11 protein-coding genes are annotated in these 15,694 nt (G+C 56.3%); 5 read left to right on the top strand and 6 right to left on the bottom strand.

Annotation, left to right across the window (positions count from 1 at the left end):
- The first annotated feature begins 92 nt into the window (after positions 1-92).
- The 3 genes from ABIE48_RS25990 to ABIE48_RS26000 all read left to right on the top strand — a co-directional run bounded on the left by ABIE48_RS25990 (position 93) and on the right by ABIE48_RS26000 (position 3,375).
- Positions 93-1,433, top strand: a complete 1,341-nt coding sequence (locus ABIE48_RS25990; protein ID WP_192717024.1) for an ABC transporter substrate-binding protein — start codon at positions 93-95, stop codon at positions 1,431-1,433.
- Positions 1,434-1,630: 197 nt separating this feature from the next.
- Entirely contained in the window at positions 1,631-2,530 is a 900-nt protein-coding gene (locus ABIE48_RS25995; RefSeq protein ID WP_089548722.1) for a carbohydrate ABC transporter permease, read from the top strand.
- 5 nt (positions 2,531-2,535) lie between these two features.
- A complete protein-coding gene (locus ABIE48_RS26000; protein ID WP_397342614.1) occupies positions 2,536-3,375 on the top strand; it encodes a carbohydrate ABC transporter permease in 840 nt (279 codons plus the stop codon).
- 92 nt (positions 3,376-3,467) lie between these two features.
- On the opposite strand, the gene ABIE48_RS26005 is transcribed toward ABIE48_RS26000, so the two are convergent.
- Positions 3,468-3,902 carry an Rrf2 family transcriptional regulator gene (locus tag ABIE48_RS26005; RefSeq protein WP_145028782.1) on the bottom strand — a complete coding sequence of 145 codons (435 nt, stop codon included), beginning with the start codon at positions 3,900-3,902 and terminating at the stop codon, positions 3,468-3,470.
- 174 nt (positions 3,903-4,076) lie between these two features.
- Here ABIE48_RS26005 and ABIE48_RS26010 point away from each other — a divergent pair, with 174 nt between their 5' ends.
- A complete protein-coding gene (locus tag ABIE48_RS26010) occupies positions 4,077-4,868 on the top strand; it encodes an alpha/beta fold hydrolase (RefSeq protein ID WP_192717025.1) in 792 nt (263 codons plus the stop codon).
- Between the two features lie 137 nt (positions 4,869-5,005).
- On the opposite strand, the gene ABIE48_RS26015 is transcribed toward ABIE48_RS26010, so the two are convergent.
- Both ABIE48_RS26015 and ABIE48_RS26020 read right to left on the bottom strand, forming a co-directional pair.
- Positions 5,006-5,380, bottom strand: a complete 375-nt coding sequence (locus ABIE48_RS26015; protein ID WP_105444256.1) for a hypothetical protein — start codon at positions 5,378-5,380, stop codon at positions 5,006-5,008.
- A gap of 404 nt (positions 5,381-5,784) precedes the next feature.
- The gene (locus tag ABIE48_RS26020) at positions 5,785-6,384 is read right to left on the bottom strand and encodes a hypothetical protein (RefSeq protein ID WP_145028778.1); all 600 of its coding nucleotides are present in this window, start codon (positions 6,382-6,384) and stop codon (positions 5,785-5,787) included.
- A gap of 335 nt (positions 6,385-6,719) precedes the next feature.
- Here ABIE48_RS26020 and ABIE48_RS26025 point away from each other — a divergent pair, with 335 nt between their 5' ends.
- Entirely contained in the window at positions 6,720-7,166 is a 447-nt protein-coding gene (locus tag ABIE48_RS26025) for a DUF6843 domain-containing protein (protein ID WP_192717026.1), read from the top strand.
- Positions 7,167-7,383: 217 nt separating this feature from the next.
- Here the strand turns inward: ABIE48_RS26025 and ABIE48_RS26030 are convergent, their stop codons facing one another.
- The 3 genes from ABIE48_RS26030 to ABIE48_RS26040 form a co-directional block, all read right to left on the bottom strand.
- Positions 7,384-8,880: a DEAD/DEAH box helicase gene (locus tag ABIE48_RS26030; RefSeq protein ID WP_192717027.1), complete on the bottom strand. Its 1,497-nt coding sequence runs from the start codon at positions 8,878-8,880 to the stop codon at positions 7,384-7,386.
- Between the two features lie 368 nt (positions 8,881-9,248).
- A complete protein-coding gene (locus ABIE48_RS26035; protein ID WP_354519921.1) occupies positions 9,249-12,185 on the bottom strand; it encodes an S-layer homology domain-containing protein in 2,937 nt (978 codons plus the stop codon).
- 16 nt (positions 12,186-12,201) lie between these two features.
- The gene (locus tag ABIE48_RS26040; RefSeq protein WP_354519923.1) at positions 12,202-15,504 is read right to left on the bottom strand and encodes a phosphodiester glycosidase family protein; all 3,303 of its coding nucleotides are present in this window, start codon (positions 15,502-15,504) and stop codon (positions 12,202-12,204) included.
- Between the last annotated feature and the right edge of the window lie 190 nt (positions 15,505-15,694).

Below are 15,694 nucleotides of genomic sequence, written 5' to 3' on the forward strand. Positions count from 1 at the left end.
CCAGATCGCCGCAAGCGTTGATAATTGGAAATGTAAGCAGTATCAGAGAAAGCACACCAATCTACCGTTAATCCTATGGGGGAGGAAATGACATGAGAAAAGCGTTAAGCGCCGTTCTTCTTTTTTCCTTAATCACCGGCCTGATCGGCTGTTCCGCCGGGGGCAGCAGCGACAAATCGGCCAGCGGAGGCGACGCCGCGCCTGCGACGACTACATCGGCCGGCGAGAGCAAAGATCCGGTCAAGCTTCGCATCGCCTGGTGGGGCGGCCAATCCAGACATGATTACACCCTGAAAGTGATCGAAATGTACGAGAAGCAGCATCCAAACGTCACGATCGAGCCCGAATACGCGCCGTTCGACGACTATTGGAAGAAGCTCGCGCCGCAAGCCGTCGCCGGCGGGCTGCCGGACATCATCCAGATGGACATTTCGTATTTGAGCCAGTACGCCAGCCGCAACCAGCTGGCCGACCTGAAGCCGTTTACCGACAGCGGTACGCTGAATGTCGCCGACGTCAGCGAGAACGCCCTGAAGGGCGGCGAGGTCGACGGCAAGCTCGTCGCCATGAACCTCGGAGTCAACGCTCTGCAGACGACCTTCGACGTCGAGACGATGAAGAATAACGGCATTGACATCCCGTCCAAAGACTGGACCTGGGACGATATGGGCAAGCTTGGGGAGCAAGCCAAGGCCAAAGGCTTCCAGATCGGCGGATTCGCCTATCATCACGAGGTGTTCTTCCCGTATTACCTGAGAACGATCGGCCAGAAAATGTACAGCGATGACGGCAAAGCGATCGGCTGTGCCGACGACCAGGCTTTTATCGATTATTTCACGCGATATCAGCAATGGTATGACAAGGGCTACATCCTCTCCCTCGACAAAGAAGCGCAGAAGAAGGGCGTCGCCGAAGAGGACGAAATCGTTCTCGGCCATTCCATCTCCGGCATCGGCTGGTCCAACCAGTTCCTGGCGGTGGCGAATCTGGTCAAGGACCGTCCGCTCGAGCTGAATCCGATGCCGGGTCCGGGCACAAAGGAAGGGCTGTTCCTGAAGCCTTCCATGTACTTCTCTATCGCGGAATCGTCCAAGCAGAAGGAGGAAGCGGCTAAGTTCATCAGCTTCTTCATCAACGATATCGAAGCCAACAAGCTGATCAAGGGCGAACGCGGCGTGCCGGTATCCTCCAAAGTGAAGGATGCGCTGAAGCCGATCCTGACCGAGAACGAAGCGAAAATCTTTGATTATGTCACTTGGGCCGAATCGAACAGCAGCCCTGCTGACCCGCCGAACCCGATCGGATCGGTGGAAGTCGAGAAGCTTCTGAGGGATTTGAGCGAAAAGATTTTGTTCAAGAAAATTCCGATCGACCAGGCGGCGGCGGAGTTCCGCAAAGAGGCCAATGCCATCCTTGCCCGCAGCCAGAAATAACCTTAAGGGGAATCCTCATACTGCCTGAAGGAGCCGGGCCCCGGTCGGGTTCGGCTCCTTCCTTTTGGCTTAGGTGAGAGAACGTGCCCTATAAACTCTCTAGTTCCAGAGGAAAAGCCGGGGTTTCTTCAACGGTGGGCTACTTTCGCTCACAATACCGTACGTATCCAATTTTGTAAGCTTAGGGGTTGACGATAATGAAAAGGCTGCGGGATAACGAGCACCTCACCGGTTACGTGTTCACGTCTCCGTTCGTGCTGGGCTTTCTGATCTTTACGCTGTATCCGGTGCTGTCTTCGCTGTATTATTCCTTCACCGACTACAACCTGATGGAGGCGCCGAACTGGCTCGGTCTGGACAACTACAAGCGAATGTTCATGGAAGACGATAAAATCGGCAAATCGTTTCAGGTCACCTTTACGTATGTGCTGGCCAGCGTGCCGCTCCGTCTGATCTTTGCCCTGTTCGTCGCCATGATCCTGAACGTGGCTACGAAAGCGGTGGGCCTGTACCGTTCGGCCTTCTACCTGCCGTCCCTGATCGGCGGCAGCGTCGCAGTGTCGATCATGTGGCAGCAGATTTTCGGGGATCAGGGGCTGGTGAATTCCTTCCTGAACCTGATCGGCATCCATACCTCGACCTCGTGGATCGGCAATCCGAGCACCGCGCTGTGGACCTTGATCGCCCTGTCCACGTGGCAGTTCGGCTCGTCCATGATCATTTTCCTGGCGGGGCTGAAAAATATACCGAAAGACTACTATGAGGCAGCGGGCGTGGACGGCGCCAATGCCATCCGGCGGTTCTTCAACATCACGCTGCCGATGCTGAGCCCGATCATCCTGTTCAACCTGACGCTGCAGACGATCTCGGCATTTATGACGTTTACGCCGGCCTACATCATTTCCCGCGGGGAAGGCGGTCCGCTCGACCAGACGCTGCTCTATTCACTGTACCTGTACCGCAAGGCGTTCTCGCACTTTGAGATGGGCTACGCTTCGGCACTCGCCTGGGTGATGCTGCTCATCGTCGGGTTCCTGACCCTGCTCATCTTCAAATCCTCGACCCGCTGGGTTCACTACGAGACGAAGGGAGACTAACGGCCATGACCATGTCCACACCCAAGCGCGTTTTGTACCATGTGCTGGTCGGCATCTTCGCCCTGTTCATGATCTATCCGATTCTATGGCTGGCAGCCAGCTCCCTGAAGCCGAACGACGAAATTTTCTCGACCGCCTACAGCCTCATTCCAAGCCGGCTGGAATTCGCCAACTACGTCTCGGGCTTCAAGGGGTTCGGCGGCACGACGTTTGCGACCTTCTTCAAAAATTCGTTTATCATCGTCGTTCTGTCAACGGTCGGCGCCGTCGCCTCATCGGCTCTCGTAGCCTTCGGCCTGGCGCGTACGAAATTTTTTGGCCAGAAATTCTGGTTTGTCGCCATGATGGCCACGATGATGCTGCCGCAGGACGTCGTCATCGTGCCGCAGTACGTCATGTTCGCCAAGTTCGGCTGGCTCTCGTCCTTCAAGCCGCTGATCATCCCGCATTTCTTCGGCACGCCGTTTTTCATCTTTCTGATCATGCAGTTTATCCGCACCATTCCGGGCGAGCTGGACGAAGCGGCGAAAATCGACGGCTGCAGCAAATACGGCGTGTTCTATCGGGTGGTCCTGCCGCTCATCGGACCGGCCTTGATCACCAGCGCGATCTTCTCTTTTTACTGGAGATGGGACGACTTCATCAACCCGCTCATCTATTTGAACAGCCCGGATAAATTCCCGGTCTCCCTTGCGCTGAAGCTGTTCCTCGACGGCGAATCGCTGAACAACTGGGGCGGCATGTTCGCTATGGCCACACTGTCGCTTCTGCCGGTCGTGATTGTGTTTTTCATTTTCCAAAAATACATCGTCGAGGGCATCAGCACCACCGGTCTGAAAGGATAATAATAGTGTTATCCATAAGCATGCCGTCCACGGTGCTCAATATAACGGAAAGACCGGAATTCCTTAAGCAAGGAAATCCGGTCATTTTCATGTTAACTTTCAATTTCTACGATTCCACTCTTCACCATATGATCAATCGTAATGCCTGACAATTCGTTCTCCATCGTCGTTTGGACTTTCGTATAAACACCGTCTAATAAATACGGCATTTTACTTCCTACCGGACAAGTCGGGTTGGTATCCCGATGAATCATAAAAATCTCCTGGTTATCTTCCATCGTAGCTCGGTATACATCCAGCAGCGTGATTTGATCCGCCTTTTGGGCCAGGCTTATCGCGGCATTCGTTCCAAGAGTGGATGTAATAAGACCGGCTTTCGTAAGCTTTCTCATGATTCTTCTAATCACCGCCGGATTGGCGTTTACACTCATGGCAAGCAGTTCGGACGTGGTCCGGCCATTTTTATTAAATTCAAGAAAGCATAAAATATGAACCGCTACAGAGAACTGTTGGCTTCGATTTCCCATTTTTGCAAGGTCCTTCTTTCCGATTAAAGCTTATGTTTAGTGTATTGATTTTTGAAAAGCAAATCAAACCTAAAATAATAAATCAAAGCATCAACTTGACTTCTTAAGGATGAATCGTTATTTTAATATATGTAACAGTAACTGTTACTGATACTATTAATTGGAGTGGATGATATGAATTATCATGTTAACGGCGTCGAACTTCATGTGGAGCAGCAGGGACAAGGAGATATGGCACTTGTGTTTTTGCACTTTTATGGCGGGTCCGCACGAACCTGGACTAAAATGGTTGACGTTCTCAAGGAGAATTACCTTTGTATAACCTATGACCACCGCGGATGGGGAGACTCAGATAAGTCAGCTTCATCTTATACCATTCAGGATCTTGCCGATGACGCACATGCGCTTATTCGAGCGCTTGGCTTGAAGCGTTATGTGCTTGTCGGTCATTCCATGGGCGCTAAAACGGCGCAACTGTTGGCTTCACGTCATCCGGTCGGTTTAGAAGCTTTGGTCTTAGTTGCACCATCTCCCCCGACACCTCAAGATATGCCGCAAGACATGAGAAATGCCATGGTTCATTTTTATGATTCGCGTGAAGGAGCAGAAATCGCTTTGGGCAATATCGCCCTGCTTCCTCTTGAAGAGCATATCCGCGAAATGGTGCTTGAGGATATGCAACGGAGCGCACCTTTAGCCCGTGCGGCATGGCCTGAAGCCGCAATGCTTGAGGATATATCCGCAGAAGTGAACAACATCCATGTTCCCACCCTTGTGCTCGCCGGAGAATCTGACCCGGTTGACCGGTTGGAAACATTAAAAAGCGAGCTGCTGCCGCGCATACCACATGCGGAGCTGCACATTATTCCCCAGACCGGCCACCTTTCTCCCTTAGAAGCACCCGACGATCTCTCCGAAGGAATCTCACACTTTTTGGCCAAGCAGAAATCGGGTAATGGCGAATGATAATGGAAAACGGCAGGTCAGCTGTATGCTGAATCCCTGCCGTTTTTTGCGCTTACACTCCTTGTGACGGAAAAGCGGAGGTTGCGCATTTATCATGCTGTTGTATGGTATGAGGTGCCTCTGCCGAGGCCTGCCGTTTACTTTTTCTCGAACAGACCGAGACGGTTGTTGGGCCGGCCGTTCAACCGGATCCCATCGCCATTCTTGCTGTTCTTGCGCTTGGTACCGTTCAGGCGGTCTGTCAATTCGTTAAACCAGGCTTCGTCATAGGTGGCCAGTGCTATGTCAATCAGGCTTTCGACGTTGTTCTTATCTGCAAGCGGGTTGACCGGCAACGATCTCAGCCAGGATTCACGTACACCGATCACGCGTCCGACTGCTTCCTCGTTGTCGGACTGAACGACGCGTACTCTCGCGATGCCTTTCTGAGCGTCCACCGTCTCAATGTATCCGTGAATAAACTCACCGTCTACCGTCTTCCCTTGGACCCAATCGCTAACTTCGAATCTCATCATTCCACCGCCCATCTTTAAGTATATACAAACTGTAACCAGAAAAATCACAAAATGAATATACTGTAATGATACTAAACACAGTTGGGAATGTCAAATCCGCCAACGACCATTTCGCAAACGACCGATTACATGGATGAGAAGCCACCTGCCGCCATAACCCCCATCTATAGTGTATGCAGCTAGCGGGCGATAGGTTCGTTAACTGCCTTTGGAATGCGACCTTTAAACCTAGTCCGATATACAGCGCTCCTACAACTTTGCCGCTAAGTCGGCCCAAACGACGGATCCATGCCGCCCGCCTGAAAGCCGTCCTTGCAGGCGGACCTGTGGAACACACCGGCCTGATGCACGCTAGCTGCCGATTCCCAACGGATCCAATGTATGAATGAGCTCTCAGTTTTTTAATGAAAAACATCGCCGCGGCTCTGCAGCCATTGCTGGAATTCGGCGGGTGTACCCACATCATCATCCAATACGGCCGAATAAATATCGAAGCTTTTCACTTGATTTCCATATTCAGCCCGCTTTGCCCACTCGGTTTTGATGCTTAAAATAGCAGCAGTCTTGGCAGGAGTAAGGCGTGCGGGCATCGTTTGAATATGCAGCAAATCAGGCTGTTTGTCAGGCTCGTCTACAAACCAGATATCCAGCTCCCACCGGTGGCCGTTTGCGGACCCGTAGGTCAATCCAAGAAAATAACCGTCTGGGTAAGCCGGATCGGTGTTCCATTGGCCCGTATCGTTAATAAATTTCATCTCCCGTACTCCCGGATTGGACATCAGCTGCAAAGCAATTCCAGAGACCGCAGCCATATCCAGTTTGGAGCAGACCACCGTCACATCCAGGTCCCTCCAAGCCATTAAACCTAGCGCAGCGCTCCCTACTATTACGGGCTTACCGGCTGCCGTAAGTAATGGCATTAGGTTCATTTCTTCAGCAACCGAACCCGCTTCAACCTGCAGCTGCTTTTGGCGGGCAAGCAAATCCTCTTGGTTCATCATCATCCCTGCACCCTTTCTATATCCGCTAAACTGTCCTGTTTCCTCCGGCTGTCAAATTCGCCGCTTTCAGCAGCATCATGTTCTTCGTCCTCTCAGGAAAAGATAGCCGGGCATCCTCCAAAATGTTCTCTTAGCATCATTATAGTGTTTTTAGAGGAATTTTTAGAGGAAATCGATAGATGAACTGCATGATTTGGTGAGCACGAAATGTGGGAGGTTGATCCTTGGCTTTCTCTTTTTGAAAAAGTATTATTCGGTTTTTCCGTCGATCATTATGGAAAGCTGTTGTAATATAATGTAAGAACCTTAATGAACGAATCAAAGGCGGTGAAGATTTGAAAGGTCTGATTAGAGCATATAAAGTATTCATTGCCGTGTTTGCCGTCATTGTGGTTGCTGCCATTGTGATTGGGACAAGGGGTCTGAATGGGCAGGAAAATCATACTTATGTGCTGCCGGCCGGGTACACAGGATGGGTAGCGGTCATTTACAATCAAAAGGGTTATCCCGAGCTCCCGAAAGAGGGAGACGCCATTGTAAACCGCATTCCGAAAAACGGAGTTTTGAAGACGTCAAGCGCACCGACAGCCGGCGGGATGACATTTTTTTATGTAAATGATCAAGGTCAACGGACTGAAGTGGGGATGGGAATGATTCAAGGCCAGCACATGGGCACGAATACGATCCCGCGTCCGGACGGTACGAAAGAAGAACAAACGATCAATGCGTTTTATGTCGGCACCGAGCAGCAGTATTACGCTCATTTACAGGAGCAGCCATGACAGATCAATCTTAAAGCCACACTGCTGTTCTCCTCCAATCATCCACCATTAAGAGCAGCTGCAGCGCCCGTCCACTGAAACCCTCCCTCAGACTCCTTCTTTTATGGAAAATACAAATGACCCACAGGAGGGTCACGGGCAACGTGTCCTTCCTGTGGGTCACTGATCACAGATCATCTGCGGTCAACGCGTAAAAAGTCTAAACTCCATGTTAATGTTAATGAGACGAACTTACCTTATTTCGAGGGTCCGCCCCGCTTGGTTTCGGTCTGCGGTTCGTGCGTCCGTTGGAATTTCCATTTCCATGCCCCTTGGACTTGTCGTTCGCATTTCCCTTCGAATGGCCTCCCGCATCACGCTTCAAGCTGCTGTTCGCGTTCCGATCAGGTTTGCGGGCACCGCTCACCGCCGCCTTTGGGGCACGGTCCTGCTTCGGTTTGCCCCGCTGCTGCCCACCGTCCGTCCGCCCTTTACGGGCATCTCCAGCCTGCGGCTTGCGGGAATGGCCAGCTTGCGTCTTACCCGGCCGGTTTGCCGTGGAATTCCCCAATGGGCGATTTGCCGCTGCCGCTTGGGGCTCCATCGGATAGTCATGCCCCTTCACTTCGGGAATGGCCTTGCCGATCAGCTTTTCGATGTCCTTCAGGTACGGCAGCTCGTCCGCTTCGCAGAAAGAGATTGCTGACCCGCTCATCCCCGCCCGGCCCGTGCGGCCGATACGGTGAACGTACGTCTCCGGGATATTCGGCAGATTAAAGTTAATGACATACGGAAGCTCGTCAATATCGATCCCCCTGGCAGCAATGTCGGTCGCCACCAAAATGCGCGTCGTCCCGTTTTTGAAATGGTTCAGGGCGTTCTGCCGGCTGTTTTGCGATTTGTCGCCATGGATCGCCTCCGCCGTAATGTTCGCCTTCTTCAGCGCACGCGCCACCCGGTCGGCTCCCCGTTTGGTGCGGGTAAACACCAGGGCCGACTCGATCGACGGATCCTGCAGCAGCTGGTTGAGCATCTGAAGCTTGCTTCCTGCCGCCAGCAAATAAACCGACTGCTCGATCCGCTCGGCCGTTGAGGAGACCGGCGTCACTTCCACTTTTACCGGATTCACGAGCAGCGTTTGGATCAAACCGTTAATTTCCGGAGGCATCGTCGCCGAAAAGAACAGCGTTTGCTTCCGCTTCGGCATGACGGCGATGATCCGCTTCACATCATGGATAAAGCCCATGTCCAGCATCCGGTCGGCTTCATCCAGCACGAGCATTTGAATATGCTGCAAATCGATGTGCTTCTGATGGATCAGGTCGATGAGCCGGCCCGGCGTGGCGATCACGATATCCGCGCCCTGCTGCAGCGCCCGTTCCTGCGGCTTTTGCGGAACGCCGCCAACAATGACCACCGCACGCAAATCGGTATACTGGCTGTACGCCTTCACGTTATCCATAATCTGAATGGCCAGCTCTCTCGTCGGCGTCAAAATAAGCGCGCGGACCCTGCGGCCCGCCCCCGGTTTGCGGGGCTCCCGGCTCAACAACTGTATGATGGGCAGGGAAAATGCAGCGGTCTTGCCGGTTCCCGTCTGGGCGCAGCCCAAGAGATCCCGTCCGGCCAGCACGGCAGGAATGGATTGTGCCTGAATCGGCGTCGGCTCGGTATAGTTCTGTTTGGCCAGCGCTTTTAAAATATTCGGGTCAAGCTTCAAATCTTTAAAGTTCATATATGCTCCTTTTACTTTAAACCTGTATTCTTTAATCACGAAACCTGTGTACTTTTCATCCAAGTCACCACAAGCCGTTCTTTTACGTCGTAATACATAACGATACCACATTTGGACACCAAAAAAGAAGCGGAATCTTTCTCCGCTTCCTTAAAAATGATGTTTTTGGACTAAATTGGCATTAAGCTTCACGGAACTGAGTACGGAACAAGGGAATGATGGCGCAATGAAAGTGTTCCGCCAGCATATCATACGGACGATGGCAAAAGAGACCGGAAGGGTCAGCTCACCAAGCTGTTCCCTACCGGTCTTCTTGTTGTTGGATCAGTAACTGGTTGGATCGTAAATTACCGGATCGTTACCTTCATTTATTTCCCCGCCTGCCCCAGCTTGGCCAGGACGTTATACAAGATCTGGGCCGTTTCGGCCCGGGTGGCCTGGCCGTCCGGATGAAACCGGCTAGGCCCCTGCCCTTGAATCAGTCCGGCGGCGTACGCAGACCGGACGGCTTCCTGCGCCCAGGCCGGCGAACCGGCGACGTCCGTAAACGGCGCCGTTTCCCCGCCGGCTGGGGCGGTTCCGCCCGCGGCCCGGTAGGCGCGGACGATCATGGCCGCCGCTTCCTGGCGCTTGATCAAGGCGTCCGGCGCGAAGCTTGCGCCGCTGACGCCTTGGACGATGCCCGCCTTGGCGGCGGCGGATACGGCTTCCGCGTACCATGCCGCGGAAGGCACGTCGCTGAAGGGCGCGGTGCCGTCGCCCTTCAGGTGCAGCAGGCGGACCAGCATCGCCGCCATTTCGGCGCGGGTCACCGGCTGATCCGGCGCGAAGCTGCCACCGCCGACGCCGTCGATGAGATGCTTCGCCGCCAGCTCCCGGATCACGCCGGAAGCCCAGTGCCCGCTCGTATCGGCGAAGCTTTTGGTGTACTCCAGAACGGCGTAAGCGGCATCCAGCGAGCTTACTTCGGCTTTCAGCTTGCCGCCTGTGACCATTCCGCCGATGTAAGTCAGTTTACCTTGGCTGTTCAGACCATACAGGCCGGTCAGCTTGGCATCCAGCCCCGAAGCCACGGGGAGCTCCAGCGTTATCGGCTGCTGCATCGCCGTGATCGGGTGAACCTGGCCATCCTTCGACATGAGGCTCAGGTTGAGGGTAAAGAGGCTGCTTCCTGTGCGGAGCACCGCGCCTTCCGCCTGCCCGGCCTTCGTCACCCGCTCTGCGGCCTCCGTCTCCGGGGCGCGGGATGCCGCCAGCCGAATCGTGCTGCCTTCGAGCTGATCGGCGGGCACCTTGCCGCTGACCGCCTGCAGGATGCCTGCGGGCAGCGACAGCTTCAGGTCAGCCGCGTTCACCGTCAGCGGCTGTCCCTGAAGCAGCGATGCGGCGCTGCCCGGAAGAATCAGCTCATTGAACGGCTGATCTGTGTCCAATACGGCTCCGCCTTTCGCCAGAATCGCCGTCAGCTGCGCGGCGTTCAGCTTCCATTTGCCGCCTTGGCCCGGCTCTGGATCCGGCTGGGCGGGTGGAGTCACCGGCGGCTGCACCGGTATAGGAGAGCCTCCTCCACCGTTGCCTGGGTCACCTCCGCCAGGGTTATTTCCCCCGCCGTTACCCGGGTCACCTCCGCCTGGATTATCTCCCCCGCCGTTACCCGGGTCACCTCCGCCTGGATTATCTCCCCCGCCGTTGCCCGGGTCACCTCCGCCTGGATTATCTCCCCCGCCCGGCTGCTCCGGAGCTTGAACGGTAAGTTCATACTCGGCCGACAACGATCCGTAAGCGGCCGATATCACCGTCTTCCCTTCGGCCAGCGCAGTCACTACGCCCTGTTCGCTCACCGAAGCGACGTCCTCATGGCTGCTGCTGAAGGTTACACCTTCCAGCACCTGGATGCGCGTGCCGTCTGCGTAGACCGCTTCCGTTACCGTCTGATCGGTCTCCCCTTCCTTCAGCACTACTTTGCCCGTCAGCGACAACGATTCCGGTTCGCCTTCCGGCGCCGGGTTCACGGTGACGATCGTCTCCGCGAACAGATCCGGGTTCACCGTGCTTGCCGCCCGGATGACGGCCGATCCCGTGCCGGTCGCTGTCAACCGGCCTTCCGGCGATACCGTTACCACTTCGCCGCCCTCCCCGGTCGGCTCGGCGCTGTAGACGGACCATGTGACGCCCGGGTCCGCTCCATCCGGCTTCACCTTGGCGGTCAGCTGCCGGGTTTCGCCGACGGCCAGCTTCACGTCCTGCTGCTCGATCTCGACCGATTCCGGGGCCGGAGCCTCCGTCTGCTTCGACAGCGTAAACTCGTCGACGGTTCGTCCGCCGACCGTCTTGGTCACAAAGTGCAGGCTGTCGCCGTCCACCTCGACCGAAGCGTACATTTGCGTCGCTTCATCATCGGTAATTCGCTGCCAGTCCCGTTTGGTCAGTGAGTAAAACTTCGGTCCGGTCGAGCCGGCCACGACATAGGTCGTCCCCTGCCCGTCCGGGACGATCTCGTTGTTCATCATCGGGAAGGTCCGCAGGTAAATATGATCATGGCCGTTCAGGACGAGATCGACCCGATGCCGCTCGAGCACCGGCGCCCACAGCCGCCGGATGTCGGCCGTATCGTAAATGCTGCCGTACGGGCCGCGGTGGAAAATGGCGATCTTCCATTTTTTATCCGTCCTGGACAGGTCCTGGTCGAGCCACTCCTTCTGCTCCTCGTACTGGTATTCGCTGTTCAGGACGACAAAATGAATGTCCTTGTAATCAAAGGAAAAATTGCTTCCCGCCAGGCTTGGCACACCGTTGCCCGGCTGGTTGAAATGGGCCAGGAAATCGTTGTTTTCCTTCGTTCCCATCACCTCATGGTTCCCGATCGCGCCGACCAGCGTCGTGTTCAAGAACGCCTCCTGTGCTTCGCTGAACCACCACTTCCATTCCTGCTCGTTGAAGCCTTTGTCGACCATGTCGCCGACGTGGACCATAAACTCGGCGTCCGGCGAATCTTCCACCGCCTTCTTCACCGTGCTGCCCCACAGCTTGAACCCTGCCAAATCTCCCGCCTGGGAGTCGGCGAAATACAGGAACTTGGTATGATCGCCGTCAACCTCAGCGGTCCTGAACGTGCCCTGCGGGCTGTAATGACCGCTTCCGTCACCGACACGGTACACGTATTCGGTGCCCGGCTCAAGGCCGCCCACCGTCGCCTTATGCACACGGACCGCACCCAGATCGAGTGTCTGGTACAGATAGCTTGTTCCTTCCGTTTTCACCGCATTCGGCTGGTCAAACCCGGTAAAATCCGCTTTTTTCACCACTTCAACCACGGTCTGCTCAACAGCCGGACTCGTATGCCAGATGAAACCGGCGGGATGCGGCCGGATCCTCGCCCATGCCGACGTTGATGTTGTACGGCGTTTCGGTACCGGACAGCGGCGACACCTTAAACTCCGCCACCGGGCTATACTGGTCTCCCTTCATCGCCTGCACCTGATACGTCTTGACCTCAGCCGTCAGCAGCTTGGTGCTCAGCTCGCCCTGTGCATCGGTCGTTCCAACCAGGCTGCCGTCCGCGGTGATCTGCGCGCCTTCCACCGGCTCCCCTGACTCGTCTTTGACCGAAAAGACCGTTTCGTAGCCCTGGATGTTGCCGTTCTCGTTCCAGGACAGCGACAGGGCGCTCTTGATATCCGATTCCAGCGGCAGCCCAAAGAAGGGATACACCACGCTGCCTGTACCGGCAAAGGTAACGTTACCGGACTCGAACCGGATTTCGTTTGTTCCGGCGGCGTCCTTTTTCACGTCAAAGCTGATTTGTCCGATCAAATCGCTGTCGGTCAGCCCCGCTTGGTCCAACCGGCTGAAGGTCAGCGCGGCCGTACCGTCCTCGCCGATAACTGCGCTTGCCTGGGTCGCATCCAGCTTGCCGCCCGGAATAAACTTGAGATTCTCCACCTTGCTCAGGTCAAAAGCAAGCCGAAGCTGTCCTCCCTGCAAGCCGGAGGTCTTCACGCCTTTGATGTCGACCGTGTAGGTACGGCCCCCGTACAGTTCTTTCGGCGTGTCATACGTCAGCTTCGAGCCACCCGTGTCCACGTTGAAGGTCCACGCCTCGGTCGTCCGGTTGCCGGCCAGGTCTGTCACCGACACCTTGACCTGATGCAGCCCGTCCGCCAGCGGCGTCGCCGGTGTGTAATAAATCCGACCTTCCGGCGGATACAGCGTGTGCTGCACGCGTTGGCCATCCAGGTCGAACCGGATCGAGTCCGGATCGATCAGCGTCGTGCCCGGATGCTGCGCCGGATCATATCCCGCGTCTTCACCGTACACCTTGATCACCGGCTGGTTGCTGCGGATCGTCTCTCCGTCCGCCGGCGAGAAGTCCTTTAGGACCGGCGGCTCCATGTCGTCCTGATTCGGACCGTACAAGGCCCGGATCTGATCGACATAGATCGCCCCGGCATCCTTCTTGGCCGATGAAGTTTCCATGTAGCGCACCGGCATGTCCATGATCAGCGGAAGCGTCCGGCCTTTGGGCACTTCCGCCTCCAGGTACTTCCACCCGGTCCAATCGATGCCGATGTTCTGATCGGTCAAATCGAGCGGAATCGTTCCCTTGCTGTCGCGCAGCTGCGCACGCAGCCAGTGGGTTTTGCCGTCCCCGTATACCCACATGCTGATCTTCTCCGGATATCCCGGAATTTGAAGGGCCTCCGCCTGCGTCTTACTCTGCAGGTAGGCGCCCGAAGTTCCCGGCGTGCCGGTAAAATCATACTCCAGCTTCAGCGAACCGCTGCCGAAACGGACCAAATCTTCATTTGTCTCGATGCTCACTATGGACGTTTTAAACTGCGCGCCGGCCGACGGCAGGTACTTGTCCAGGCCGTTTTCGAAATCCTCCAGCACCACCGGAGGCTGGCCGATGGTCACATCCATCTGAGCTTCCACCCCCTTGTAGCTCACCACAATTTTCCCGCTCAGCTCATTGCCTTCCGCAGCGGTAAAGACGCCGGCTTCGTCGATCGAGCCGATCGGCCCCTCGACGCGCCATGTCAGCAGGCGGTTGTCGGCCTGCACCACCTGGCCGTCGCGGAGCGCCGTCACCTTCAGCGTCTCCGACTGGCCCGGCGGGAAGCTGCGCAGCTGATCGCCAAATTTCAGCTCGGTCAGCGTATCGACGACCTCGACTTTGCCGGCTCCGCTTGCGCCGCCGGACGTGACGGCGATATCCGCCTGTCCAGGCGTGGAACCGGCCGTAAAGACGCCGCCGCCGTCGATCGTTCCGATCGCCGGGCTGACGCTCCACTCCGGCGTGCCGTCCATCGCGGCCGGATGCAGGTTGGCATCCACGCCGGCCGCCTTAAAGGCCGCCGTCGAGCCGGCCAGCACCCTCGCCAACTGCGGCTGGACGACTAGCTTGTCCACCGGCCCTTCCGCCGCCCTGTTCACAAGCAGCAGCCCGTTGGCCGTCTTGCGCTCCCCGCCGTCCGAGGGGGAGTTCAGCAGCGTTCGGCTGGTGTCGCCCGGCATGCGGGCGATAAATGTCGACGAGCCGCCGCCGTCCAGGTTGATGGCGTTCACGACGCCTATTTCCTCCATGATCTGCCCCAGTTCGGCCAGCGTCACGCCTTCGCTGAAGCCCGGCTGGCGCCCGTCGATTTCCAGCATGACGACGGAGCCGTCCGCTTTCGTACCGATCGCCGTGCGCGGATGGGCCGCCGGGTCGGTGTTCAGCTGCGCCACCCCGTCCTTGACGAGCAGCGCGGAACCGCCGATGGCCATCCTCACGCCGCTCCAGGCCGGTTCGAGGCTGAAGGAGACCGATGCCGTATCGCCTGCCTTAAGGCCGGCGAGCACTGCGCGCTGGCTGCCGGAAGCCGACAGGATGACCTGCGCCGGGGCTATCGGCGTGCTGCCTTTGTCTTTATGGACGTCGGCTACCTTCAGCGCCAGCGTCTCCCCGCTCTTGACCTCTCCCTTCACGATGTCTAGAACAACTTCGTCTCCCAAATCGTTGGTCATGGTCGTGCCGTAGAAGTCGGGTGTGTACAATACGAGATCGTTATTGCCTCGCGTCCGGTTGATGGACGTCAGCTCAGTCTTCTGTCCATCGATCTCCAGCGTCCGCGTAAGCTTCGGACTCGGTCCATATATCGTCGTGCCGTCCTCCTTGATGCCAAACCCGTACCAGTCATTGGGCGGACTCGTCAGTATTTTTCCGCTGCCCATGAAGTAACCGAGCGGGACGCCGGAGGACATATCATAAAAGTCCCCGTTGATCCCGGCGATCACCCGATTCCCCGCTCTGTCGATATCCGCAGCCATTTTGCTGACCGGCTGCATGCCGTATACTTTGCCGTCCGTCATGCCGGGCTCAAGCGTAAGCGCCGGATTGGACGGATCGAACTCCACCATGTGCAGCTTCTCCAACCCGCGGTCCAGCTTCATGTCCTTCCAGGTATAGACCGCGCCCGGTCCGATCTGGACCTGCCGCTCGTCGACGATGCTTCCGGCTGCCGCGGCCTGTCCGCCGGCTTCCGCCGCCAGCACGGGCCGCCCGCCGGGCAGAGCCAGGGTCAGAACCAGCGTGCCGGCCAGCAGCGACGCCCATAGGCTCCTCGTCCGTTTTCTTATCATTCCATCCTTGCCTCCCATTCGATCTGACAGAATTCGGGTCCTTCATAGAACGCCTCGACAGCAAAGTATAGCGGTAGCGTGTAAAGCCATCTCCCCTCTCTTCGTAAAATTTTGTCAGGTTAATGTAAAATAAAATTAAATATTCACTAACAATATAAAATTATATTTCATCGTTGGATAGGAGCTTTGT

Origin of the sequence: Paenibacillus sp. OAE614 (assembly GCF_040546645.1) — a bacterium.
In the GTDB taxonomy this organism is placed as follows: Bacteria; Bacillota; Bacilli; order Paenibacillales; family Paenibacillaceae; genus Paenibacillus_AQ; species Paenibacillus_AQ favisporus.

Bases quoted from the DNA above. Each gene is read 5' to 3' on its own strand.
- ABIE48_RS25990 (WP_192717024.1), top strand. From the start codon at position 93: ATGAGAAAAGCGTTAAGCGCCGTTCTTCTTTTTTCCTTAATCACCGGC.
- ABIE48_RS25995 (WP_089548722.1), top strand. From the start codon at position 1,631: ATGAAAAGGCTGCGGGATAACGAGCACCTCACCGGTTACGTGTTCACG.
- ABIE48_RS26000 (WP_397342614.1), top strand. From the start codon at position 2,536: ATGACCATGTCCACACCCAAGCGCGTTTTGTACCATGTGCTGGTCGGC.
- ABIE48_RS26005 (WP_145028782.1), bottom strand. From the start codon at position 3,902: ATGGGAAATCGAAGCCAACAGTTCTCTGTAGCGGTTCATATTTTATGC.
- ABIE48_RS26010 (WP_192717025.1), top strand. From the start codon at position 4,077: ATGAATTATCATGTTAACGGCGTCGAACTTCATGTGGAGCAGCAGGGA.
- ABIE48_RS26015 (WP_105444256.1), bottom strand. From the start codon at position 5,380: ATGAGATTCGAAGTTAGCGATTGGGTCCAAGGGAAGACGGTAGACGGT.
- ABIE48_RS26020 (WP_145028778.1), bottom strand. From the start codon at position 6,384: ATGATGAACCAAGAGGATTTGCTTGCCCGCCAAAAGCAGCTGCAGGTT.
- ABIE48_RS26030 (WP_192717027.1), bottom strand. From the start codon at position 8,880: ATGAACTTTAAAGATTTGAAGCTTGACCCGAATATTTTAAAAGCGCTG.
- ABIE48_RS26040 (WP_354519923.1), bottom strand. From the start codon at position 15,504: ATGATAAGAAAACGGACGAGGAGCCTATGGGCGTCGCTGCTGGCCGGC.